The sequence below is a fragment of the Edaphobacter modestus genome (assembly GCF_004217555.1).
Taxonomy (GTDB): domain Bacteria; phylum Acidobacteriota; class Terriglobia; order Terriglobales; family Acidobacteriaceae; genus Edaphobacter; species Edaphobacter modestus.
The window spans coordinates 5,697,225-5,719,247 of the sequence record NZ_SHKW01000001.1; the positions used below are offsets into that span (position 1 = coordinate 5,697,225).

Genomic DNA, 22,023 nt, shown 5'->3' on the forward strand with positions numbered 1-22,023 from the left:
GCCGCTGCGCGTCATGAATGGGGCACCCGGCTTGATGGTTCAGGTTGTTATTTTCAGGTTTGCTTAGAACATTTCGGGTGGGCGGCGTTGCGATTCGCTGAATGTTGCGATGGGCTTGCCCCAGTCGAGGCTCAGGTCGCGCCAGGTGGGATTGTTGACTACGATCAGCTGAATCTTCTTTGCGCGAAGCCAGCTTTTTAGCTCCGTCTCGCGCGCGATGGCGCGGGAGATGGACTCGTAGAACTCGTAGTAGACGAGGCTCCTGATGTTGTAGCGGGCAGTGAAGGCTTCTGGGTCGATCGATGTTTTGTGTTCGCGGATTCGATCGGCGAGTCGAGTCGTGACGCCGATATAGAGGCGCCGCCGGCTGTTGGCCAGGATGTAGACATACGCCTGATCGGGTGGCATCGGTTTAGTGTATTGGCGAAGCGGAGAAACTACTGCGATTCTTCGCTTCGCTCAGAATGACGATTCCATAGGGGAAGCTTTGCTTAGAATGACGACTCCATAGGGGAGCTACCAGCCGCGGGTCTGGAGCAGCTCGTGTTCTTCGAGAGCGGCGGCGGCCAGTCCCTTCATGGTTCCGGTGACCATCTCCGAGGCTTCGGCGACGATCTTCGGATCGTTGAAGTGAGTGGTTGCGATGACGATGGCCTTGGCGCGGGAGACGGCCTCGGCGCGCTCCTTGGGGTCGTTCTCGACGTCGAGCGGAGTAGCGCGTTCCTTCATGAAGATTCCCGAGCCGACGAAGACGGCCTCGGCACCGAGCTGCATCATCAGGGCAGCGTCTGCGGGTGTGGCGATGCCGCCGGCGGAGAAGTTGGGAACGGGAAGCTTGCCAGCTGCGGCGACCATCTTGATGATCTCGTAAGGAGCCTGGTGGACCTTGGCGGCGTTGTAGAGCTCGGAGTCGTCAAGGACGGTGAGGGCGCGCATCTCGCGGACGATCTGACGCATGTGCTGGACGGCATGAACGACGTCGCCGGTACCGGCTTCGCCCTTGGTGCGGATCATGGCTGCACCTTCGGCGATGCGTCGACAGGCCTCACCCAGGTTGCGAGCTCCGCAGACGAAGGGAGTGGTGAAGGCATGCTTGTCGATGTGGAAGGTCTCGTCGGCGGGTGTGAGCACTTCGGATTCGTCGATGAAGTCGACGCCGAGCTCCTGCAGCACCTGAGCCTCGGCGAAGTGACCGATGCGAGCCTTCGCCATGACGGGGATGGAGACTGTGGCGATGATCTGCTTGATAAGCTTCGGGTTCGCCATGCGTGCGACACCGCCCTCGGCGCGGATCATAGCGGGAACGCGCTCGAGCGCCATAACGGAGGTGGCCCCAGCCTCTTCGGCGATGCGGGCCTGCTCCACGTTCATGACGTCCATGATGACGCCACCTTTGAGCATCTCGGCCAGGCCGGTCTTGAGGCGGAGAGAAGAAGATCCGAGGTTGCCGTTGGTGGTATGGTCTGCCATTACGATTCTCCTTGGGAGCGCGGTTCCATTGTGAAATTGGGGGTTCCCGCGAAAGATTCAAGTTTAGCAGTTTGTTTCGTTCCTATGAAGGGCAGAGCGCGGGTTAATCCATGAGAGCCTCTCCGACGGTATTTATGGAATATTCAAAGAGCATTTACCGGATGGAGGGGTGACCGGTTCAAGCTGACCTGAGGGAGCGGTGCGGGGCCCGGAGGTTGGATGAACGCAGAGCTGACGGTGGTAATTCCGGCGAAAAACGAGGCCAGCATGTTGCCCAGACTGCTGGATTCGCTGGCCCGGCAGGACTATGAGGGCATGGCGAAGACCCGTGTGATCGTAGCGGACGCGGGATCGACGGATGGAACGGTGGAAGTGGCGCTGAGCTTCGGAGACCGGCTGCAGGTTGAGGTGATTGAGGGTGGTCTGCCGTCGGTGGGAAGAAATGCGGGAGCCCGGCTGGCGACGACGCCTTATGTGCTGTTCCTGGATGCAGATGTAGAGCTGCCCGAACCGACGCTGCTGCGCCGCGCCCTGTGGAGGATGCGCAGGAGGAAGCTGCACCTGGCGACGACCAGCATCGGGTGCAGAGAAGGGAACTTCTTCGACGATGCGCTGTATGCAGGCAACAACTTCATGCAGCACATCGGCTCGTTTCTGAAGCCATTTGCGACGGGGATGTTCATGCTGTTCGATCGGGAGGCATTCTGGGCGCTGGGAGGCTTCAACGAGCGGGCGCTGTTTGCGGAAGACTACCTGCTTTCAAAGGGAGTCGCTCGAACGCGCTTTCGGATTGTCCGTGGGAAGATCCTGACGACCAACCGGAGGTTCCAGAAACTGGGACACGGGAGGATGGTGTGGATGTTCTTCAAGACCATGCTGCACAGCTGGAATGATAAGTACTTTCTGCGCGACCAGGGATACTGGGAGGAGTCGGAGATCTAGTCGTCTGGCTGTGTAAAGCCCGCACGGGCGAGGATGGCCTTGTCGAGCCGGATGAAGACGGCCTTTCCGCGTGCCAGGACCGCGCCGCCGGTAGTTTGAATCTCGGCCTGATGGAAGAGCTTGCGTCCATCGCGGTGCGAGTGGCGGCTGATGAGTACAAGCGGCTGGAAGAGCGGGACCGGGCGCAGGTAATCGACTTCCATATGACGGGTGACGGCGAGGACGTCGAGCGGCCGGTTGAGCTTGCTCATTGCCTCATCGAGCAGCGTTGCCACGATACCGCCGTGAACGTAGCCCGGCGGGCCTTCATGGAGGCGGTCGAGTTGAAGGTGCGCGGTGGCGGCGGGATGTTCGGGGACCGTTGTGTCGGTCGAGAAGACAAGATGGAGACCCTGGGGATTGGCTGGACCGCAACCGAAGCAGTGGCTGGCCCGTTCATCGATGGTGGGGTTGCCATCCATGGAGAGCGGGGTGTGGCGGACTGTGTCCTGGGAAGACATGGCCTGTGGTGACGGTAGCACAGGCTGCGGGTCAGGCGGTGCAGGCGGCGAGGATGCCGGGACCAAACTTTTCGACCTTGTCGAGACTGATCCCCTGGATCATACGGAGCTCGGCAAGCGTTCGAGGACGCGCGAGCACGATGTTGCGCAGGGTAGAGGTGCCGAGGATGAAGAACTGAGGCAGGCCGAGACGTTCGGCTTCGGAGGTACGCCATGCACGCAGGCGGTCGTCGAGGAGTTGCTGTGCGGGAGTGAGGGCAGCGGCAGGGGGTGCCTCGCTTGCGCGGATTTCGGCGGCAATGCGTGTACCGCTGACTGGGTTGGGAGTAGGACGTTCTCTCTGCGTCTTGTGCGTGCTCGTCTCTTTTGCTTTCGTCTCTTTCGTCTTCGAATGAGGGGCTGGAGTTGAGGCTGGAGGGGCGCTGTCGCGGCAGATCGCGACAATCGCGGCTCCGTAGCGGTCGGCCTTTTCGGGGCCGATGCCGGAGACGTTGAGCAGTTCTGAAATCGTAGTTGGGAGGGTCTGGGCGAGGGCGTTCAGAACCGAGTCTCCGAAGACGATGAAGGCGGGCTTACCTGTCTTTGCGGCCTCCGCCTTGCGCCACTCTCGCAGGCGTTGCTCGATTCTTTTCTGGTCTGCTGTGAGTTCGGGAGGAGGGGATTGCTGGCGGTGATTTCTCTCACGCGATTCCTCTCTTCGTCCGGATTGCGAGACGGTGCGCTTCGATCGTGAAGATTTGGTCGGCCGTGTGGCGTCGCTCTCCTCTGGCAACAGAACGGCCAGATTGTCACCCTCGTCGCGGGTGCGGCCTTCGTGGGTGAGAGAGGCTCGCTTGAAGTTGATGACGTTGCCCTCAGGATTGGTGAAGGTATCGGTGGTGAGAGTAATGAGACCGGCTCGGGTGAGGGCGTTAAGGTAGACGTCGAACTGTTTGCGGTCGATTCCGAGGGCGAGGTCGGTGTGGAGCTTGCCGGTGGGGCGGGCGGCGGCTCCGTCGAGGGCGCGGAGAATCGCCCTGAGCTGGCGGTCCTGCTGCGTGGTGGGTTGGTGGAAGCTCTGAGCGGAGGCACGCTCGGGAGAGCAGAAGTCGCAGTGGCCGCAGGGGCGCAGGTGGTCCGTGGTGTCGCCGAAGTGCTGGATAAGAGCCGTCATGCGGCACTGAGGGGTTTCGGCGAACCGGGCCATGCGATCGATCTGGGCACGGCGGAACGCGAGCTGGCTGTCGTAGCTGGTACGCCAGTTATTGCTGCCGGTAGATCGCAGGTTGCCTGCGATATCCATAGCGGCGGCTCCCTGGGCGATGAGTTTTTCGGCGGTACGCTCGAAGGTCTCAAGGTCGAGCCGGAGCTTCTTGCGCAGATCGTCGGGCTCCTGGAACTCCGGGGAGAGCGCGCGGGCCAGGCGGGCGAGCTCGTCGGCAGGCGGGTAATCCCGCTCCAGGAAGAAGTCGTGCATCTTGCGGTCGGCGAAGGAGTGCAGAAGAACGGTTCGGGAGGGATTGCCGTCTCTCCCGGCTCGTCCGATCTCCTGGTAGTAGGCTTCTACCGATCCGGGGAGAGCGGTGTGGATGACGCTGCGAACGTCAGACTTGTCGATTCCCATGCCAAACGCGACGGTGGCAACAACGACCTCGAGCTTGCCCGAGAGGAAGTGGCGCTGAACCCGTTCGCGGGTCGCGGGATCGAGGCCGGCATGATAGGCCGCCGCACGTCCGCCCAGCTGCGCGGCTAGTTCTTCGGCTGATTTACGGGAAGGGGCATAGACGATCGCTGGGCGGCTCCCGTCGGGCTTCAGCAGGTCGATGGTGAACTGGTTGCGTCGCGGTTTGGAGAGCTCGACGACCTCAATCGCGAGATTGTGGCGGCGGAAGCCGTGAATGAAGAGCGCAGGATCATCGAGGCGGAGTTGCGTGGCGATATCGCGCTGAACAGCAGGAGTGGCGGTGGCAGTGAGAGCGACGACCGGTGCGGGCCTCAAGGAGGGGAGATAGTCGCCGAGAGTGCGGTAGTCGGGGCGGAAGTCGTGACCCCATTGAGAGATGCAGTGCGCCTCGTCGATGGCAATCAGCGCGGGCTTTCGCCTGGCGAGCATCTCCGGGAAGCCGGGAACGCGCATGCGCTCTGGGGCGATGAAGAGGAATTGCAGGGAGCCGTCGAGGTAGTCGCGACAGGCCTGGCGGGATTCGTCGCGCGACAGGCCGGAGTGGATGCGGGCGGTTCTGAGGTCGAGGGCAGAGAGCTTGGAGGATTGATCGTCCATCAGGGCGATCAGCGGCGAGATGACGAGAGCCGTGCCTCCTCGGGCAATTGCAGGTAGCTGGTAGCACAGGGACTTGCCCGCGCCGGTCGGCATGACCAGCAGGACGTCGCGGCCGGAGGTGGCGGCGCGGCATACGGCCTCCTGATTGGCGCGGAAGCCGGAGAAGCCAAAGGTTCGGTGGAGCAGATCGGATAGGTCGGTCGAATCCATGTGGCCTTGGGTCATCTTCGCATATTGTTTGCCCGTGATGAGAGAGGAAGGCGAGAGCCCGCATACAGGGAGGAACGTGGGAGACGAGGGCAGTAGTTTTAAGTCGGATCGAGTCTTCCGAATCCGATTCCCAGGGGAGAGAATCTGACTTATAAGCGATTTTTCGGTGGAAAAGTAGAGGAGCGAATCATGCTGTTTGCAACTGCGGTATCGGTTGTGGTGGCGGTGCTGATCGCGATTGTCGGTGCTCTCATCTGGATGCGGCGGTCACGACGGCTGCGAGAGCTTGAGCGATATACCGTCGAGGCTGAAACACTTCGTGAGCTGCTCGACTCCGATTCGAAGATCCTGGTGCTCGATGTGCGCCAGCCACTGGATCTGCTGGCCCATTCAGAGATCATTCCCGGAGCCAAGCGCCTTTCTCCCAAGGAAGTAGAGGCAGATCCGTCTCTGATTCCATCTGACAGAGATGTTGTTCTCTACTGCACCTGCGAAGGTCAGAAGACGAGTCGCGAGATCCTTAGGCGAGGCTTGTCGCTCGGCTTTCAAAGGGTGAAGCTGCTTCGAGGCGGATTTAGTGCATGGAAGGCGAAGGGGTACCCCGTGATTCCGTATAAGGATTCCTTCCGGCTGGACACGGTGGTCTAAGTTCCGCATGTGTGGTCCGATCCAGCGCGGGGCCGGACTGGTATGAAGTTCGATTCCGTCAGGTAATCTCCGGCGATTATGATTGAGGCATCCGAGAAGGCAGCGTTGCATTACAGGGGATCCTCGATTGAACTTTTGGAAGGGATTGCGCCCGGTTTGGGCGGTCATTTTGGCAGCGGGGGTCACTGGCGCCCTCGCACATGGGCAGGACAACCGACCGAGTGCGCAGGATCAGAAGACTCAGGACAACAGGCAGAAAGAGGACGCTGGCGTTCCCGTCCCTCCGGAGACGACCTCGGTGACCCGGCACGACCTTACCGTTGGCGGACAACTGATCCACTACACGGCTACTGCGGGGAACCTCCTCATCCGTGACGATCAGGACCGGCCCAACGCAAGTCTCTTTTATGTCGCCTACACGCAGGACGGGGCGGATGCGAAGTCGCGCCCGGTGACGTTTTTCTACAACGGAGGTCCGGGAGCGGCGACGATCTGGCTGCATATGGGCTCCTTCGGTCCAGTACGGGTGGTGACACACAGTCCGGAGGCCAGCGGTCCGGCTCCCTACACCTGGGTGCAGAACGAACACAGCCTGCTTGATAAGAGCGATCTGGTCTTTGTCGACGCTCCGCTATGCGGTTTTTCGAGGGTCGTGGGCAAAGGAACCGTGAAGGACTTTGCCGGGACCGATCAGGACATCCAGGCATTCCGAAGGTTTATCGAACGCTACATCACGGTAAGCCAGCGATGGACCTCGCCGAAGTTTCTCTTTGGCGAGTCGTATGGAACGACACGGTCCGGCGGCCTGGTAGCCGCGCTGCAGAATGACGGGGTGCCGTTCAATGGGGTGGTTCTCCTGTCTTCCATTCTCAACTACAGCATTAGGAATCCAGGATATGATGCTGAATCCATTGGCTATCTTCCCTCATTCGCTGCAATCGGCTACTACTACAAGAAGGTAAAGGCTCCCGGCACACTGGCGGACTGGGTTCAACAGGCGCGTGACTTTGCGCGAGGCCCTTATGCCCAGGCTCTGGCGCAGGGTGATCGCCTGCCCCAGGGGGAGTTCGATGCCATTGCGACCCGGGTCGCCGCATTGACGGGATTGAAGGTGGAGTACGTTCGCGAAGCGAAGCTTCGGATTGCGGCGGCGCGGTTCCGTAAAGAACTTCTACGCGATGACGATCGAACGATGGGGCGGTACGATGCCCGGTTCATGGGCTGGGACCCTGACGCGGCGGGGGAGTCGCCAGGGTTTGATCCTTCCGATACCGGAATCAGCGGGGTGTTTGTCGGTGCATTCCACGACTACATCCAGCATGAGTTGAAGTATATGAGCCAGGAGACCTACTACATCTCGGGGCCGGGGGTGAACGAGGCCTGGGAGTTCAAGCATCGGGCTTCAGGCGGAGGTCGAGGGACCCAGCCCAGTCCAGACACAGCGGTCGATCTGGCCGATGCCATGCGGAAGAATCCGAAGCTGCGAGTATTTTCCGCAAACGGATACTTTGATCTGGCAACGCCGTTTTTCGCGACGGAATATGACCTGAACCACATGAGTCTTCCGGCGAAGCTGGTAGGTAATGTGGAGTTCGGGTACTACCCGGCCGGACATATGGTGTACCTGAATGTACAGGCCTTGAAAGACCTGAAGGCAGATATGGTGAATTTCTACGCGGAATCGCTCCATAACTGAGGCAGGAAAAGGGGTTGGCGGACGCACTGCCTGGAGCGGGTTTGGCCTGAAATCCCTTGATTTCAAGGGTTAATTGGAATAAAATGTATTGTGGTCGGTTTTCTCTTTGGTCTCAGTCGAAGGGAGATTTGGACACAACACACAATTTAAGAGGTACTTGCACACTATGGCGAAACGTCGTGGAAATCCGAACTGGGGCAAGCCGGAGCCGATCGGCCCCGTTGTCCCAACGGTAACATCGTTCGAGCAGGTCGTGAAAGAGTTCAAGCTGACCCCCGACCAGTACATCCGGTCGACCAGGCTGCGCGAATGGGCGCGCCGGAACAAGAACTCGAAGTATATCCCGGAGGCCTTGTTGGAGGCCTGGGGCTTCGAGATTGAGTCGACCCTGTAGAACGAGGTACCGTAGAGTACAGAGCGCCGCCCTATTCGGGCGGCGTTCTTCTTTTTGCGTCGAACGTATGATGAAAACAGTCGAAAGTGATGCGGAGGTGTGACGTTATGTTTGCCGAGGTCAGCGAGGCGGTTGCAGAGATAAGAGCGGGCAGGATGGTGGTTGTTGTCGACGATGAAGATCGCGAGAATGAGGGCGACCTTACCCTTGCCGCGGAGTTTGTCACTCCGGAGGCGATCAACTTCATGGCGAAGTATGGTCGCGGTCTGATCTGCCTGACGCTTACGGAAGAACGCGCGGACTATCTTCGGCTGGGACCGATGACACAGGAGAACACGTCGCGGTTTGGAACGGCGTTCACCGAAAGCATCGAAGCTCGTGAAGGCGTGACGACCGGCATCTCTGCGGCGGACCGTGCGCATACGATCCGTGTCGCGATCGACCCTCAGTCGACTGCGCAAGACCTGGCTCGGCCCGGACATGTCTTTCCCTTGAGGGCACGAAAGGGAGGCGTTCTGGTGCGCGCCGGCCAGACGGAGGCCTCAGTCGACCTGGCGCGGATGGCCGGCCTGATTCCAACGGGCGTGATCTGCGAGATCATGAACGACGACGGAACCATGGCCCGAGTGCCGGACCTGGTGAAGTTCTGCGAAGAGCATGGCCTGAAGATGGTGACGGTGGCGGATCTCATCCGCTACCGGCTGCAGAACGAGCGCTATATCCACCGGGTGGCGGAGTCTCTGATGCCGACCGAGCACGGAGAGTTCCGTGTGATCGCCTACGAAAGCGAGGTGGACGGTGGGGAATCGCACGTTGCCCTGGTGTACGGCGACGTCAGCGGCGATGAGCCGGTTCTGGTTCGCGTCCATACCCATTGCCTGGCGGGTGACGTCTTTGGGACGACCCTGTGTGACTGCCGGACGGTCGTCGAGAACTCCCTTCGAATGATTGCCCAGGATGGTCGTGGGACCCTGGTTTACCTGCACAATGGCAGTGCAGGCTTTGGAATCGACCGCAGCGTGACGCCACATCGCGTCGTCTTCCACCGTGACCACAGGCCGCGGGAGCGCAATGAGGACCGCGCGCACCGGACCCTTCGCCAAGTTGGCCTGGGAGGACAAATTCTCTCCGATCTTGGGATCCACAAGATTCGTCTGCTGAGCAATACCCCCACGCACGTACCTGCATTGCAGGGCTTCGGGATCGAGATTGTGGAACAAATCCCGGTATCGGTTACCGCCGAACATCGCTAAGCGGTTCGCTCCAGCGAGCTACTGTGCGGTGACCGTGAGGTTGAGGGTGACGGTTGACTGAGCGGAACTCCGGTCGTGTCCGTCGCGGTGACCTGGTACTGGTAGCTGCCCGGAGGCGTGTATCGCAGATTAGGGTCTCCCTTGTCGATGATGACAGTGCCTCCGCTGCCGCATCCCGAGGTGAAGAGGCTGGCCGAGACCAGATGCGCAATCGCGAGCGTTGCATGGCGACGAGGGAACAACAGCATGGCCTAAATAGCGAACCGAAGGTCACCTGTCATTCCAAAGTGGTAAAGACGATAGGTAGCTCGCCTATCGCGATGGCACCGTCTCAGGAGCGAGCAGCGCTGCAAGTCCCCGCTTCTCCATCTCGTGAACGAAGGATGGATGGTTGCTGTACTGGATCGCCTGCATTCCGGCGGCGTGCGCAGCCTCGATGTTCTCGATCTTGTCGTCGATGAATAAGATATTGCCCGGGGCAACTCCCAGGCCTTCTGCGGCGGAGTGGTAAATTGCTGCCTCGGGTTTGGCTACGCGCAGGCGATAAGACCAAGTGCAATGGTGGAAGCCGCAGATCCAGTCGAATTTCTTCAGCAAGCCTTCGGTCATCGCATCGCCGATATTCGAAAGGATTCCTGTGCGAATTCCGGAGCGCTGCAGTCGCTGGGCCCAGTCGAGCATCGGGGCATTGAGCTGCGTCCATAGTTCGACATCGGCATCGATTAACTCGGCCACCTGTTCTGGAGTGAAACTCGTCCCTCCAATTCTGGCTACCTGCTCCCAGTAAGCCTGACCGTTGAGATCGCCGCGGTCGTATTCGTGACGAAAAGCCCAATACCCGCGTTGGAGCGTCGGCTCGTCAAAGCCTGTGACCTCCCGCATGCGCTGCCATGCTGCGGGATCAGGGGGAGCCGAGAGCACCATACCGTAGTCGAAGAGTACCGCCTGGATGGAATTCACTTCTGGATTGGAGTTCATGGATGAGGTCATTGTAGGGTAGGCGTGGCCGGAAGCCATTAGCATGAAAGTGTGAGTCAACGTTTTTCATCGCGGACGGAGTGGGATTTGAGGGAGAGCGCCTTCGCCGAGTCGATTCGGCTGGCTCGATCCGCGGGCCGGGATCTGTTAGACCTGACGATCTCCAATCCGACTCTGTGCGGTTTCGAATACGATTCAGGCAGCATTGTCGCCCCGTTGAGCGATCCCCGCGCGCTTATGTACGATCCTGACCCGCGAGGAATGCATTCGGCACGGGAGGCCGTGGCCGGTTACTACTCCGACCACGGAATCCAGGTGAATCCCGATGCTCTGATCCTGACGACGAGCACCAGTGAAGGATATGGCTATCTCTTCCGCCTGCTTTGCGACGCCGGCGATGAGGTCCTGGTGGCGCAACCCAGCTATCCTCTCTTCGACTTTCTGGCGGAGCTGGAAGACGTGAGACTTCGGTCGTATCCGCTCTTCTACGATTACGGCTGGTGGATCGATTTTGCGGAGCTCGAACGAAGCATTGGATCTCGGACCAGGGCGATCGTACTGGTGCACCCTAACAATCCCACGGGCCATGGCACTGGAGCCGAAGAGCGAAAGAGACTTGAGGGGCTCTGTTTGCGTCATCGGCTTGCGCTTATCGTCGATGAAGTGTTCCTCGATTACCCGTTGGGAGCCGAGCTCTTGCGAAGCTTCGCCGACGGACCTCACAGGGTGACAACATTCGTTCTGAGCGGCATGAGCAAGATCGCCGGACTACCGCAGATGAAGGTAGGCTGGATCGCGGTCTTCGGGCCGGAGCCGGATCGTGTGTCGGCACTTTCGCGGCTGGAGGTAATCGCCGACACATTTCTCTCGATGAACGCGCCGGCTCAGCTTGCCCTGCCGAGATGGCTTGAGGGCCGGGGGCAAATCCAGAGCCAGATTCTTGCGAGGATCTCGCAGAATCTTAAGGCCGTCAGGGCAGCAGGTCTCGAGCCGTTGCACACGGAGGCGGGCTGGAGCGCAATCCTCCGCCTTCCGAGGGTTGGGATTGGAGCCACCGAGTTGCTTGAGCACGGAGATGTGATTGTTCACCCGGCGGAGTTCTATGGCTTACCGGAGCGGGAGAGCATTGTCGTCAGCCTAATCGTTCCATCCGACTCATTCGCGGGGGCGGTGAAGAAGATCAAAGATCTCGCTGGATAAGAGCACTGAAGCCAGGCATCTCGCCGATCTCCACAGCGGCGGGGACAACGAATGGAGAGAACCGCGAATCTCACCTTGCTTACCCGGCCCCCAGGTCGGGGATGGAGGGTTTATGGCCATATTCAATAGCGAAGACCGTAATAGGCTGAGGGCGCGCCGCGTGGCAATTCTCGCTACGAAGGGAGTGGAAGAAGTTGAGTTGACGAAGCCCAAAAAAGCGCTCGAGGATGCCGGAGCTACGGTGGATATCATCGCGCCGGAGTCCGGTATCAAATCCGGAAAGATCAAATCCTGGGATGTGACCGACTGGGGTGACGAGATCGACGTGGACGTCGTTCTCTCGGAGGCGAAGAGCGGAGACTACGATGCCCTCCACCTGCCCGGTGGCGTCATGAATCCCGACTACCTTCGTCTGGAACCACAGGCTATCGCGTTTGTCCGCAGCTTCGTCGAGGAGGGTAAGCCCATCGCGGCAATCTGCCATGCGCCCTGGATACTCATCAATGCCGATGCAGTCCGTGGCCATACCATGACATCGTGGCCATCGCTTCAGGTGGACCTGCGTAACGCAGGAGCCGAATGGGTGGATCGCGAAGTCGTCGAAGACAGGAACCTTTTGACCAGTCGCAAGCCGGACGACATCCCGGCATATAACCAGGCGATGATCGATCTGTTCAGTCGCGCGACATCGCACCACGCGGCTGCCTGAAGCAGGTTAAGCGGAAAGCGGCTCACGTGTCCGTGAGCCGCTTGGTTTGCCGGGCGCTTTATGCCGAATAGGTTCGTACCCACTCGACGATGGATCGAACGGCGGTTCCGCTGGGGCCCTTCGGATGCCATGGCTTGACCTCTTCGTTCCACGCGCAGCCTGCGATGTCCAGGTGAATCCAGGGGGTATCCTCGGCGAACTCCTTGAGAAACATTGCCGCCGAAATTGCTCCTCCCCAGCGCGTGCCTCCGGTGTTCATGATGTCCGCGATCTGACTCTTGATCTGATCTTTGTAATCTTCGGTGCAGGGAAGCCGCCAGAACTTCTCGCCAGAGACCTGGATCGCGCGCGAAAAGTTTTCGAAAGTCTCATCGTCATTCGAGAAGAGGCCAGCGTTGATCATTCCGAGGGCTACGACACACGCTCCCGTCAATGTCGCCGCATCGATAAGGTGAGTGCATCCCAGGGTTTTCGCGTAGTGCAATCCATCGGCCAGCACCATGCGGCCTTCCGCGTCCGTGTTGAGAATCTCGATGGTCTTTCCCGACATCGCGGTAACCACGTCGCCCGGTTTATATGCGGTTCCACTGGGCATGTTTTCGGCGGAACAGACGATTCCGATCACCTTTACCGAGGGCTTCAGCTGAGCGATGGCATGCATCGCCCCTATCATCGCCGCGGCTCCGGCCATGTCGTACTTCATCTTTTCCATGCCGTCGGCGGACTTCAGCGAGATGCCGCCGGTATCAAAAGTAATGCCTTTGCCGACAAGGCCCAGTACAGGAGCGTCCTTAGCTGGAACCTTACCTTTCTCGAGCTTGGGCTCATAGGTCATCACCACCAGAGCGGGAGGCTGGGCCGATCCTTTTGCGACCGCTGCAAAGGCCCCCATCTTCAACTCCTCCAGCTTCTCCGTCGAGTAAACCTCACATTTCAGTCCCTTCTCGCCACACATGGCGGCGGCACGGCGTCCGAGTTCGGTGGGCGTCAGTACATTGCCCGGCTCGTTCACCAGCGCGCGCGCAAAATTCTGTGCCTCCGAGAGAATCCTGCCTTCCTCGAATCCGGTCTGGATCTCCCGGGTGGTGGACTCTTCATTTTCAGGCGCTATGACCGTCAGTACTTCGATCGACCGGTCCTTTCTGTCGCTTCGGTACGTATCCCAGTCCATCTCCGCGATTCCGGCGCCTTCGATCAGAGCGCGCGACAGCAGGGTGCAGGGCAAATTCTCCAGATGCTCGTCGGAGAGCGCATGGTCTTCCGGAAACGCGATCGCAATCTGGCGCATACCGCGAGGCTTGGCCCACCGGACCGCTGCGCCTGCGGCTTTACGGACCTCGTCAACAGAGAGTGTCTTCGCCTTTCCCAGCCCTACGATCAGCAGCCGTTCGGCCTTCAGACCGCCGGGCGAATGGAGCACCACCTGTTCTCCGAGTGCACCCTTGAACTCATCCGAGGCGATGATGGCGGCTGCTGCGTTCGTCACAGCATCAGATGTCGTCAGCAGGGCAATCAGGGGATCGGCATCTTTTCCGATTGCGACATCGACAGCGAACACGGTCAACAGCGGCGTCTGAAAACCGGCGGCGTCCTGAAATACAAGCTTCATATCCATGGCACTATCCTAGCGCGAGCCGAAGCGAGTCCTGACAACAGAACGATCAAAAGTATTCACAGAAGATCCTTGAGTTCAATTACCGGCTTCAAAAGGGCCCGAAAGAGGAATTAACGGCGCTGGCTGCGAGCCATGGCGGCCCGTGCTTCTTTATCCGCCTCCCGCCGACGTTCCGTCTCGCGTTTGTCCCAATCCTGCTTGCCTTTCGCCAGCGCGAGCTCGCACTTCACGCGCCCGTTGCGAAAATACAGCCGTGTTGGGATCAAGGTGAAGCCTTTCTGCCGGGTCAGGCCTTCCAGCTTCCGCAGCTCGCCTTTGTGAAGCAGCAGCTTGCGGGTGCGCAATGAATCATGGTTCATCAGATTGCCGTGAGAGAAGGGGCCGATGTGGGCGTTCAGCAGAAAACATTCGCCGTCCTTCAGCAGGCCATAGGAGTCCTTCAGGTTCGCCTTGCCCTCGCGGATTGATTTCACCTCGGTTCCCCGCAGGGAGACTCCTGCTTCGAAACGGTCGGTCAGGAAGTAGTTGTGGCTGGCGGCGCGGTTAAATGCAGCATCCCGCTGTCCTGAGGCCACGGGATCGCGGTCCTTCGGCTTGGCTACAGGAGACTTCGGCTGATAGGCCGCTGTCGGGTTGGAAAGCGAACGAGGCATGAATCTTTAACTTTAACATGCGGAAGGATCCGTCTCACGGGTTGGCCTGGGCTCCGTCTAACCCTCAGAACTGTTGATCCTGTCCAATCCTGATTTGCTTGCTGCCGGCGTGGACGCGCGTGGCAATGCAATGCCTTATTCGCGTGTAAGAAGGAATTGTAGTTCCGAATGCTATACTCACCCGAACGTACCCGCCTGGCAGGTAAGGCCCCCACAGGCAGCGTCCTTCCCCATCCAGGGGCAGGCGTGTACTCCGGCAAACGCCTCACTCTTTTCGGTGTAAAGGACCCAGACGAACGCAGCATGAGTCGCGGTAATACCTCACCTCTCTCCAGGATCGCCCAGGGCGCGTTTCAGGCGCTTCCGGCCCTTCTCTTCAGCCTCATCATCTTTGGCAGCTTCACCGCGCATGCACAGTCTGCCAAGACCTGGGACAAGAGAGGACAGGACGCTGAGCTTCGCCACGACTACGATGCCGCCTACGAGGCATATCGTCAGGCCACGCTCAAAAATCCGAAAGACCTTCGGTATAAAACTCATCTGGAGCTTATGCGCTTTCAGGCGTCGGTGAGCCATGTGGACCGCGGGCGCGTTCTGCGACAGAACGGCGATTTGCCGGCGGCTCTCAATGAGTTCACCCGTGCCATCGCGATCGATCCCGGCAATCAGACGGCGCAGCAGGAGCTGGATCGGGTTACTCACGAGATTGCAACCCAGTCCTCCTCGGCCGCTCCGACACCGGGGCAGCAGATCGGCATTGATAATCTCGCCGCTATTGGAAGCGTCGCGGGCCCTATCGATCTGAAGCCTGTCTCCGACGAGCCCATCACGCTGCACGCGGTAGAGGACGTCAAAAATATTTATCAGGCGATAGGCAAGCTCGCAGGCCTCAACGTTATCTTTGACCCTGACTACACGTCCAAACGCATTCCGATCGACCTGACGAATGTGTCTCTCTCCGACGCCTTGCGCATCGTTGGTACGGTCTCAGGGACCTTCTATAAGCCTGTCACTTCCAATACGATCTTCGTCGCGCAGAACAATCGCACGAAGCGCACCGACCTCGATGAGCTCGCTGTCCAGACCTTCTATCTGACCAACGCCAGCCAGCAATCGGACGCGAATGAGGTGCTCACCGCGCTTCGCAATGTTCTGGACCCGAGTTCAAAGATCACTCTCGTTCCCAGTCAGAATGCGATCATCCTGCGGGCGACCCCGGATCAGCTCCTGCTCGCTCAGAAGCTCATCAATGACGTGGACCGCGCCCGTCCCGAGGTGGTCGTTGACGTTGCCATTCTTCAGGTCAGCCGGGACAAGATGCGAAAGCTGGGCATCACGCTGCCGCAGTCGATTACGATCACCCCGCAGGCGAGTCCCACGACGACGACCACCTCAACCTCCAGCACCACGACTACGAACCCCTTCACCCTCAATACGCTGGCCAACATGAATGCCACAAACTTTGGCGTCACCATTCCCGCGGCAACTCTCGACGCCTTGTTGACCGATAGCGACACCCGAATTCTGCAAAACCCGCGAATCCGGGCAACCGATGGTCAGCGTGCCAACCTCAAGATAGGTTCGAGAATTCCTATCGCTACCGGCTCTTACAATGCCGGCGTCGCGACAGGAGTGGCCAGTATCGGAGTCCAGACCCAGTTCACCTACATCGATGTCGGCGTCGAGATCGACATGACCCCTACAGTCCACTACGACCACCAGGTCGGTCTCAAGATGAAGATGACGGTCTCCTCCCAGCAAAGCACGGTGACTATCTCCGGTGTAGCGGAGCCCGTCATCGGCCAGAATGTGGTCGAGCAGGTCCTTCAGCTCAAGGAAGGGGAGCCAAGCATCCTCGCCGGTCTCGTCACCAAGCAGGACAACCGTAACCTCAGCGGAACCCCGGGCCTGAGCGAACTCCCGCTCTTCAAATACTTCTTTGCCTCCAACTCCCGTGAAGTCCTGGAAAACGAGATCGTCTTCCTCCTCATTCCTCATATCGTGCGGGAGTCGATTATTACGCGTCTCAATACTCGGGCCATCGATACCGGGACCAGTACATCGTTCCAGTTGCGTCAAGATCCCACGCTCACCGGTCAGAACGAAGACATAAGTCCAGGTAGGCCGAGACAGATCGGCCAGCCGACCACGGCAGCGAATGCCGTCTCAGCGGCTGCGCAGCAGATCATGCAGCAGGCGCAGCCTCCTACGCCGCCGCCTCCGGGTACAACCACGCCTCCGGCCGCAACGACGCCGCAGCCGGCTCAGGGATCTCCTGCCGGACCGCCGATCAGCCTCTCTGTCGCTCCGCCTGCCGGGACGCAGGCTATTGGAAGCACCTTCCAGGTCTCCGTGAACGCGGCAGACGCGCGGGATCTGTTTGCCGTGCCCATGCAACTGCAGTTCAACCCGGCGGTCCTGCAACTAGTTAATGTGGATGCTGGCAGCCTGCTGTCGCGTGACGGTCAGGCGGTTTCGATCGTCCATAGGGATGAGGGGAATGGCCTGGTCACGATCTCCACCTCACGCCCTCCGAATGTCCAGGGGGTAACCGGGCAGGGAAGCGTTGCCACCCTGACCTTCAAAGCCATAGCCGCAGGCGATTCCAACCTTGCGCTCGTGAAGGTCGGAGCGCGGAACAGCACTCAGGCTAATCTGCCGGCGGTCGGCTCTCAGTCCGTGGTGCATGTGAAGTGATTGTCTGGAACAACCCGGCGACTGGTCGGGCCGCAGCTTTTGGAATCTTACCTTCGCGGCCATGCTGGTCTTTGAAGGTGAGGCCCGACAGGGTCTGCGATTCCGAAGCCGGCCTGACCCTGGTTGAACTCATCATCGTTGTGGCCATCATCTCCATCCTGGCCGGCGCTGCGGTCCCCATCGCTCGCTTCCAGGTTCGCCGCGAAAAGGAGCGCGAGCTTCGGCGTGATCTGTGGGAGATGCGATCCGCCATCGACCACTATAAAGACGCAGCCGATAAGGGAGCCTTTCAGATCAAGGCAGACTCCATGGGCTATCCTCCCGATCTTGAGATCCTTGTCAAGGGGGTTGACGTGCAGAGCAAAAAAGTTCGCTTCCTTCGCCGCATTCCCGTCGATCCCATGACCGGTACCGCCGAGTGGGGGCTGCGATCGAACCAGGACGATCCGGAGTCCGATTCTTTCGGCGGACAGAACGTCTTTGACGTACATTCCAAGAGCCAGGGAACGGCCCTGGACGGTTCAAAATACTCCACATGGTAGCTTCGACTCCAACTCGCGCAAGCCGCCTCGAGCAGGGCTTTACCCTGATCGAGCTGATGATCGTCATGGTCATCATCGGCCTGCTGGCCGCTATCGCCGTTCCGATGTACGTCCAGAGCGTACGGCACGCCAGAGAGGCCGTTCTGAAAGAAGATCTCCGCACCTTGCGTGGGGCCATCGACGCCTATACGGTCGACAAGCAGAAGGCGCCGCAGTCGCTGGACGACCTCGTCGAGGCTGGTTACATCAAGACCATGCCCAAAGATCCCTTCACCAACCGGACAGACACCTGGATCCCAGCCCAGGACGATACCCTTCAAAGCATTGATCAGACTCAGGCCGGTATCAACGATGTCCACTCGGGAGCCCAGGAGGTCGGCTCCGACGGGACGACTTACTCCAGCTGGTAGAGCCACTTGCTGCTTGTCGCATAAATGGAATTCGATTTCACTCTGTGGCATAAAAATGCACCGACTGTGAAATTGTTTTCCCATCTGCCTTGTACCTCCTTGAGCATGAAAGTTCCTTCATTCCCCCAGAAATGCAGTCCTATCAGGCTTTCGCGAGATTGGTCTTCTACGTGCTGTTATAAGTTCTGTTCCTGTTGTTTAGAAGGCTCTCAGAAGGATTACAAATGCGCATTAAGGCCCTGTCTCGCTTCATCTTTGCTCTCGCAGTGACATGTTTTTCCGTGTCCACCGCGAAGGCCGATTCTCTCTTCACAGGTTCTCAAACTGGTTTCTGCTGCTTCGACGTAAATCTTCACCAGGTCGACTCCACGGATATGCAAGTTACTGTTTCTCTGACGAATGGTGCTCAATACTTTGTGAGCAGTGGTTCAGGAAACCATCCTGGATTCGCCTTCAACCTAGCCGGTGATCCCACGATCTCCATTACTTCCATCAGCGGACCGTGGACCCTCTCAGACGTTAATCTGAGTTCCACGGGCACCAATGGACCAAGCCTGGGAACATTCGATTACTTCATCGACAATCCGGGTCCGGGAGCGAGCAAACATAACGACGGACCGCTCGTTTTCACCATTCACGATGCCTCTGGAATCACCTTCAGTGACTTCATTGCGAACGGCAGCGGTTATTACTTTGCAGCGGACATCATGAATGCTGCCGGTAACACCGGCCTGTCTGGAATCAATACCCGCGGATCGACACCTCCCGCCGTTCCTGAGCCGTCTTCTTTGGCTCTTCTGGGAACGGGTATTTTGGGAGCCGCTGGTTGCCTCCGTCGCCGCTTGCTCAATTCGTAAAGCAAAACGGCTTTGTATTTCTGCATTGGAGGCCCCCGCATAAGGGGCCTCTTCCATTTTCCCTGTCCAGACGAAGGAGAGGGATTTATCCAGGCTGGGTACCCGGCATTCGTTTGTCTTCCGTAACTTTCGGGAGCATACTACGTCTAAGAGCTGCAGAGCTGCGTCCACCCCTCAATCTGGAAGCGGCTCCCATAGGAGACTTCCCATGCGTTCCGCAACGCACCTCGGTTTGGCCGCCATTCTCGTCCTCTCCACTGTCTCCTACGCGCAGACCAATACCCAGACTCCTACCTCCACGCCTCCTCCTCCTCCCGGATCCTCAAAGCCGATTCCGGGCTCTCCCACCGCAACTCCTGAGGAGAACAAGGCGGCCAAGGAAGAAGCAAGCAAGAAAGCCGATTCTCTTCCATCCCCTGGCGAGGCCCTCGACCCGCACATCAAGGCCGGCAGTGAAGATGATGTCAATGCCATCGGGACGCGCAACATCGGCGGCCGCGGTCTGGGTAACTGGTACTCCACGGACTGGGAGATCCGCACCGGCAAGGGCTATTCCATGGAGATCGAAAAGTCGGCTCACATGGTGACCGACCCGGTCGTCAATGAGTACGTCAATCGCGTCGGCCAGAACATCGTCAAGAACTCAGACTGCAAGGTTCCTTTCACCATCAAGGTGATCGATTCCGACGAGATCAACGCCATGGCTCTTCCAGGTGGCTTCTTCTACGTCAACTCCGGACTCATCCTGGCCGCTGACGAGGAGGCTGAACTCGCCGGCGTCATGGCGCATGAGACCGCGCATGTATGCGCTCATCACGCCGCCCGCCAGATGACGAAGATGAACATGGCGCAGATCGGATCCATTCCTCTCATCATCTTCACCTCGGGTAGCTGGACCGGTTACGGCATCTACCAGGCCACCCAACTCGCAATTCCTATCGCGTTCCTCAAGTTCTCCCGCGTCGACGAGGCGGAGGCCGACTGGCTCGGTCTCCAGTACATGTACAAGGCCGGCTACGATCCCCAGGCCTTCATCCAGTTCTTCGAAAAGATTGCCGCTCTCGAGAAGCACAAGCCGGGAACTCTGTCCAAGGTCTTCTCCGACCACCCGCAGACCCCGGACCGTATCTCCCGCTCCGAAGAGGAGATTGCGACCATCATGCCGGCGCGGCCAGACTACATTGTCTCCACCTCGGAGTTTGACGATATCAAGGCTCGGCTGGCTCGCATTGAGAACAAGCGCAAGCTGCGCGATAACAAGGACGGCAACAAGCCCACGCTGCGTCGAGTTGGGGGAGGGAACAACGATCCCTCTAACCCCAACGCGCCGTCGAACTCCGACGACCGGCCGACCCTGGGCCGCCGCGACTGATTCTCGATCGGGATTAGCCTCGCGAAGGACGATGTCTACAGTTCTTCCAGCTCAAGCAGCTGCGTCCTGTAATTTTGGAGTCAGCGATGCTACCTCGCCTGAAGGCTTGTGATATTTGGGAGGAAATCTGAGGGAAATGGTGCGCCCGGAGTGATTCGAACACCCGACCTACTGGTTCGTAGCCAGTTGCTCTATCCAGCTGAGCTACGGGCGCACATTGCGTTGAATGCAACCTTCTCAAGATACCGGATTTCGCGTTCAAGAGCAACTTCCCCCGCAGCTAAGCCCCAGAGATCCTTTCGTTCTCGGCGGAGCGTTTTTGAAACTGCTCGCGTGACCGCGTGATCTCGTCATAGTGTTCTTCCGCCCAGATCCACACACCGCAAAAGGCTGCACCGAGACTGTGTCCAAGATGCGTCAGGCTGTATTCGACTCGAGGCGGAATCACCGGATGAATCGTGCGAACGACCAGGCCATCGCTCTCCATCTGGCGTATGGTCTTGGTCAGCATCTTCTGGCTTATCCCGCCTACCAACTCTCCAAGGCGCGTGAATCGTACCGTGCCGTGTTCTTCGAGAACCTCGAGCACCAGCATGGTCCATTTATCGGCCACCCGCTCTATAATCTCGCGGACAAGTGCGTCAATTCGGGGATCGACCTCCTTTGGCGGCGCAGCCGCAGTAGTACGGCTGGGAGGGCGGGATGTCTTCGGAATGGATTTCTCGATCATTTGTAACTCTCTTTTATGTAAGTATAGATATTTTGGGTGCCTACTTCCTATAAGTAAGTAATAACCCTATAGTACGTCTTGAAGGAGAAGGCAATGAACATTTCAGGCAATACGATTCTGATCACTGGAGGCGGCTCGGGCATTGGCCGCAGCCTCGCGGAGGCGTTTCAGAAGCTAGGGAATAACGTCATCATCGCCGGACGACGCCAGCAGGTTCTCGACGAGACGGTGGCTGCAAACCCTGGCATGCAGGCGGCCGTACTCGATATTGAAAGCCTGGACAGCATTCGTTCTTTCGCGGACATGGTGACGGAAAAGTATCCGAAGCTGAACGTCGTAATCCACAATGCCGGGATTATGAGACCGGAGAATCTACTTGCACAGCCTGGCGATCTTGCGATCGTGGATGCCACGCTTGCAACCAATCTTCTGGGCCCTATTCGCCTTACCAGCGCTTTGCTGCCTCTGCTCGAAAAGCAGCCCAAGGCAACCATCATGACGGTCTCGTCGGGCCTTGCGTACATCCCGCTGGCACTCACTCCAACCTACTGCGCCACCAAGGCGGCCATACACTCTTACAGCCAGTCGCTGCGGTATCAGTTGAAGTCGACGAATATCGAGGTGATCGAGCTTGTGCCTCCTTATGTTCAGACGGAGCTGATGGGCAGCGCACAGGCCGCAGATCCCCGCGCCATGCCCTTGAAGGAGTTCATCGACGAGGTGATCGCGATCCTCAAGGAGAAGCCCGACGTGACCGAGGTTCTCGTCGAAAGGGTGAAGCCTCTGCGGTTCGCTGAATTGAATGGTGTGGAGAAGTATGAGGCGTTCTTCAAGACCTTCAATGACGCAGTGCCCGCGCCGCACTGATCCCAGGGAGAGAACTCATT

22 protein-coding genes and 1 tRNA gene are annotated in these 22,023 nt (G+C 58.9%); 13 read left to right on the top strand and 10 right to left on the bottom strand.

The annotated features are described in order from the left end of the window. Positions 1–63: 63 nt before the first annotated feature. Together BDD14_RS24055 and pdxS are read right to left on the bottom strand one after the other, a co-directional pair. Positions 64–408 carry a GIY-YIG nuclease family protein gene (locus tag BDD14_RS24055; protein WP_130421926.1) on the bottom strand — a complete coding sequence of 115 codons (345 nt, stop codon included), beginning with the start codon at positions 406–408 and terminating at the stop codon, positions 64–66. Between the two features lie 108 nt (positions 409–516). After that, the gene (pdxS, locus tag BDD14_RS24060) at positions 517–1,470 is read right to left on the bottom strand and encodes a pyridoxal 5'-phosphate synthase lyase subunit PdxS (protein WP_130421928.1); all 954 of its coding nucleotides are present in this window, start codon (positions 1,468–1,470) and stop codon (positions 517–519) included. A gap of 219 nt (positions 1,471–1,689) precedes the next feature. Between pdxS and BDD14_RS24065 the strand changes: the two genes are divergently transcribed. Beyond that, positions 1,690–2,412: a glycosyltransferase gene (locus BDD14_RS24065; RefSeq protein WP_130421930.1), complete on the top strand. Its 723-nt coding sequence runs from the start codon at positions 1,690–1,692 to the stop codon at positions 2,410–2,412. On the opposite strand, the gene BDD14_RS24070 is transcribed toward BDD14_RS24065, so the two are convergent. Then, the gene (locus BDD14_RS24070) at positions 2,409–2,912 is read right to left on the bottom strand and encodes a PaaI family thioesterase (RefSeq protein WP_130421932.1); all 504 of its coding nucleotides are present in this window, start codon (positions 2,910–2,912) and stop codon (positions 2,409–2,411) included. The two genes, BDD14_RS24065 and BDD14_RS24070, sit on opposite strands and share 4 nt — an antisense overlap. Before the next feature lie 31 nt (positions 2,913–2,943). Beyond that, complete coding sequence (locus BDD14_RS24075; protein ID WP_130421934.1) at positions 2,944–5,382, bottom strand: RecQ family ATP-dependent DNA helicase; 2,439 nt, start codon at positions 5,380–5,382, stop codon at positions 2,944–2,946. 189 nt (positions 5,383–5,571) lie between these two features. On the opposite strand from BDD14_RS24075, the gene BDD14_RS24080 reads away from it, so the two are divergent. The 4 genes from BDD14_RS24080 to ribB all read left to right on the top strand — a co-directional run bounded on the left by BDD14_RS24080 (position 5,572) and on the right by ribB (position 9,373). Continuing rightward, positions 5,572–6,030, top strand: coding sequence for a rhodanese-like domain-containing protein (locus BDD14_RS24080; RefSeq protein ID WP_130421936.1), 459 nt, complete (start codon positions 5,572–5,574; stop codon positions 6,028–6,030). Between the two features lie 127 nt (positions 6,031–6,157). After that, the gene (locus tag BDD14_RS24085) at positions 6,158–7,726 is read left to right on the top strand and encodes a S10 family peptidase (protein ID WP_242618169.1); all 1,569 of its coding nucleotides are present in this window, start codon (positions 6,158–6,160) and stop codon (positions 7,724–7,726) included. Between the two features lie 166 nt (positions 7,727–7,892). Continuing rightward, positions 7,893–8,120, top strand: a complete 228-nt coding sequence (locus BDD14_RS24090; RefSeq protein ID WP_020713518.1) for a hypothetical protein — start codon at positions 7,893–7,895, stop codon at positions 8,118–8,120. A 107-nt stretch (positions 8,121–8,227) separates the two neighbouring features. Continuing rightward, entirely contained in the window at positions 8,228–9,373 is a 1,146-nt protein-coding gene (gene ribB, locus BDD14_RS24095) for a 3,4-dihydroxy-2-butanone-4-phosphate synthase (protein WP_242618170.1), read from the top strand. On the opposite strand, the gene BDD14_RS24100 is transcribed toward ribB, so the two are convergent. Beyond that, positions 9,370–9,621 (bottom strand): hypothetical protein, encoded by a 252-nt coding sequence (locus tag BDD14_RS24100; RefSeq protein ID WP_130421938.1) that lies wholly within the window; start codon positions 9,619–9,621, stop codon positions 9,370–9,372. The two genes, ribB and BDD14_RS24100, sit on opposite strands and share 4 nt — an antisense overlap. Positions 9,622–9,685: 64 nt before the next feature. Further along, complete coding sequence (locus BDD14_RS24105; protein ID WP_130421940.1) at positions 9,686–10,351, bottom strand: HAD family hydrolase; 666 nt, start codon at positions 10,349–10,351, stop codon at positions 9,686–9,688. A gap of 87 nt (positions 10,352–10,438) precedes the next feature. Between BDD14_RS24105 and BDD14_RS24110 the strand changes: the two genes are divergently transcribed. Then, a complete protein-coding gene (locus BDD14_RS24110; RefSeq protein ID WP_242618171.1) occupies positions 10,439–11,551 on the top strand; it encodes a pyridoxal phosphate-dependent aminotransferase in 1,113 nt (370 codons plus the stop codon). 112 nt (positions 11,552–11,663) lie between these two features. Then, complete coding sequence (locus tag BDD14_RS24115; RefSeq protein ID WP_130421944.1) at positions 11,664–12,260, top strand: type 1 glutamine amidotransferase domain-containing protein; 597 nt, start codon at positions 11,664–11,666, stop codon at positions 12,258–12,260. 58 nt (positions 12,261–12,318) lie between these two features. Here BDD14_RS24115 and BDD14_RS24120 read toward each other — a convergent pair whose 3' ends face one another. Next, entirely contained in the window at positions 12,319–13,875 is a 1,557-nt protein-coding gene (locus tag BDD14_RS24120) for a leucyl aminopeptidase (RefSeq protein WP_130421946.1), read from the bottom strand. Positions 13,876–13,985: 110 nt separating this feature from the next. Then, positions 13,986–14,528 carry an SsrA-binding protein SmpB gene (smpB, locus tag BDD14_RS24125; protein WP_130421948.1) on the bottom strand — a complete coding sequence of 181 codons (543 nt, stop codon included), beginning with the start codon at positions 14,526–14,528 and terminating at the stop codon, positions 13,986–13,988. A 168-nt stretch (positions 14,529–14,696) separates the two neighbouring features. On the opposite strand from smpB, the gene BDD14_RS24130 reads away from it, so the two are divergent. From BDD14_RS24130 to BDD14_RS24150, 5 genes are all read left to right on the top strand, one after another. Then, the gene (locus BDD14_RS24130) at positions 14,697–17,225 is read left to right on the top strand and encodes a cohesin domain-containing protein (protein ID WP_130421950.1); all 2,529 of its coding nucleotides are present in this window, start codon (positions 14,697–14,699) and stop codon (positions 17,223–17,225) included. A 77-nt stretch (positions 17,226–17,302) separates the two neighbouring features. Next, a complete protein-coding gene (locus BDD14_RS24135) occupies positions 17,303–17,767 on the top strand; it encodes a type II secretion system protein (RefSeq protein WP_423201766.1) in 465 nt (154 codons plus the stop codon). Beyond that, positions 17,761–18,177, top strand: coding sequence for a type II secretion system protein (locus BDD14_RS24140; RefSeq protein WP_130421954.1), 417 nt, complete (start codon positions 17,761–17,763; stop codon positions 18,175–18,177). Before BDD14_RS24135 ends, BDD14_RS24140 begins: the two co-directional genes overlap by 7 nt. Positions 18,178–18,401: 224 nt before the next feature. Continuing rightward, positions 18,402–19,034, top strand: coding sequence for a PEP-CTERM sorting domain-containing protein (locus BDD14_RS33240; protein WP_242618172.1), 633 nt, complete (start codon positions 18,402–18,404; stop codon positions 19,032–19,034). Between the two features lie 208 nt (positions 19,035–19,242). After that, complete coding sequence (locus tag BDD14_RS24150) at positions 19,243–20,406, top strand: M48 family metallopeptidase (protein WP_130421956.1); 1,164 nt, start codon at positions 19,243–19,245, stop codon at positions 20,404–20,406. A 137-nt stretch (positions 20,407–20,543) separates the two neighbouring features. On the opposite strand, the gene BDD14_RS24155 is transcribed toward BDD14_RS24150, so the two are convergent. Then, a tRNA-Arg gene (locus BDD14_RS24155) sits at positions 20,544–20,620 on the bottom strand. Positions 20,621–20,686: 66 nt separating this feature from the next. Beyond that, entirely contained in the window at positions 20,687–21,136 is a 450-nt protein-coding gene (locus tag BDD14_RS24160) for a winged helix-turn-helix transcriptional regulator (RefSeq protein ID WP_130421958.1), read from the bottom strand. Between the two features lie 93 nt (positions 21,137–21,229). On the opposite strand from BDD14_RS24160, the gene BDD14_RS24165 reads away from it, so the two are divergent. Beyond that, a complete protein-coding gene (locus tag BDD14_RS24165) occupies positions 21,230–22,003 on the top strand; it encodes an SDR family oxidoreductase (RefSeq protein ID WP_130421960.1) in 774 nt (257 codons plus the stop codon). Positions 22,004–22,023 lie beyond the last annotated feature (20 nt).

Coding starts and splice junctions, on each gene's coding strand:
- BDD14_RS24080 (WP_130421936.1), top strand. CDS start 5,572: ATGCTGTTTGCAACTGCGGTATCGGTTGTGGTGGCGGTGCTGATCGCG.
- BDD14_RS24100 (WP_130421938.1), bottom strand. CDS start 9,621: ATGCTGTTGTTCCCTCGTCGCCATGCAACGCTCGCGATTGCGCATCTG.
- BDD14_RS24070 (WP_130421932.1), bottom strand. CDS start 2,912: ATGTCTTCCCAGGACACAGTCCGCCACACCCCGCTCTCCATGGATGGC.
- BDD14_RS24055 (WP_130421926.1), bottom strand. CDS start 408: ATGCCACCCGATCAGGCGTATGTCTACATCCTGGCCAACAGCCGGCGG.
- BDD14_RS24150 (WP_130421956.1), top strand. CDS start 19,243: ATGCGTTCCGCAACGCACCTCGGTTTGGCCGCCATTCTCGTCCTCTCC.
- BDD14_RS33240 (WP_242618172.1), top strand. CDS start 18,402: ATGCGCATTAAGGCCCTGTCTCGCTTCATCTTTGCTCTCGCAGTGACA.
- BDD14_RS24165 (WP_130421960.1), top strand. CDS start 21,230: ATGAACATTTCAGGCAATACGATTCTGATCACTGGAGGCGGCTCGGGC.
- BDD14_RS24160 (WP_130421958.1), bottom strand. CDS start 21,136: ATGATCGAGAAATCCATTCCGAAGACATCCCGCCCTCCCAGCCGTACT.
- BDD14_RS24105 (WP_130421940.1), bottom strand. CDS start 10,351: ATGAACTCCAATCCAGAAGTGAATTCCATCCAGGCGGTACTCTTCGAC.
- BDD14_RS24120 (WP_130421946.1), bottom strand. CDS start 13,875: ATGGATATGAAGCTTGTATTTCAGGACGCCGCCGGTTTTCAGACGCCG.
- pdxS (WP_130421928.1), bottom strand. CDS start 1,470: ATGGCAGACCATACCACCAACGGCAACCTCGGATCTTCTTCTCTCCGC.
- BDD14_RS24075 (WP_130421934.1), bottom strand. CDS start 5,382: ATGGATTCGACCGACCTATCCGATCTGCTCCACCGAACCTTTGGCTTC.
- smpB (WP_130421948.1), bottom strand. CDS start 14,528: ATGCCTCGTTCGCTTTCCAACCCGACAGCGGCCTATCAGCCGAAGTCT.
- ribB (WP_242618170.1), top strand. CDS start 8,228: ATGTTTGCCGAGGTCAGCGAGGCGGTTGCAGAGATAAGAGCGGGCAGG.
- BDD14_RS24090 (WP_020713518.1), top strand. CDS start 7,893: ATGGCGAAACGTCGTGGAAATCCGAACTGGGGCAAGCCGGAGCCGATC.
- BDD14_RS24065 (WP_130421930.1), top strand. CDS start 1,690: ATGAACGCAGAGCTGACGGTGGTAATTCCGGCGAAAAACGAGGCCAGC.
- BDD14_RS24130 (WP_130421950.1), top strand. CDS start 14,697: ATGCTATACTCACCCGAACGTACCCGCCTGGCAGGTAAGGCCCCCACA.
- BDD14_RS24140 (WP_130421954.1), top strand. CDS start 17,761: ATGGTAGCTTCGACTCCAACTCGCGCAAGCCGCCTCGAGCAGGGCTTT.
- BDD14_RS24115 (WP_130421944.1), top strand. CDS start 11,664: ATGGCCATATTCAATAGCGAAGACCGTAATAGGCTGAGGGCGCGCCGC.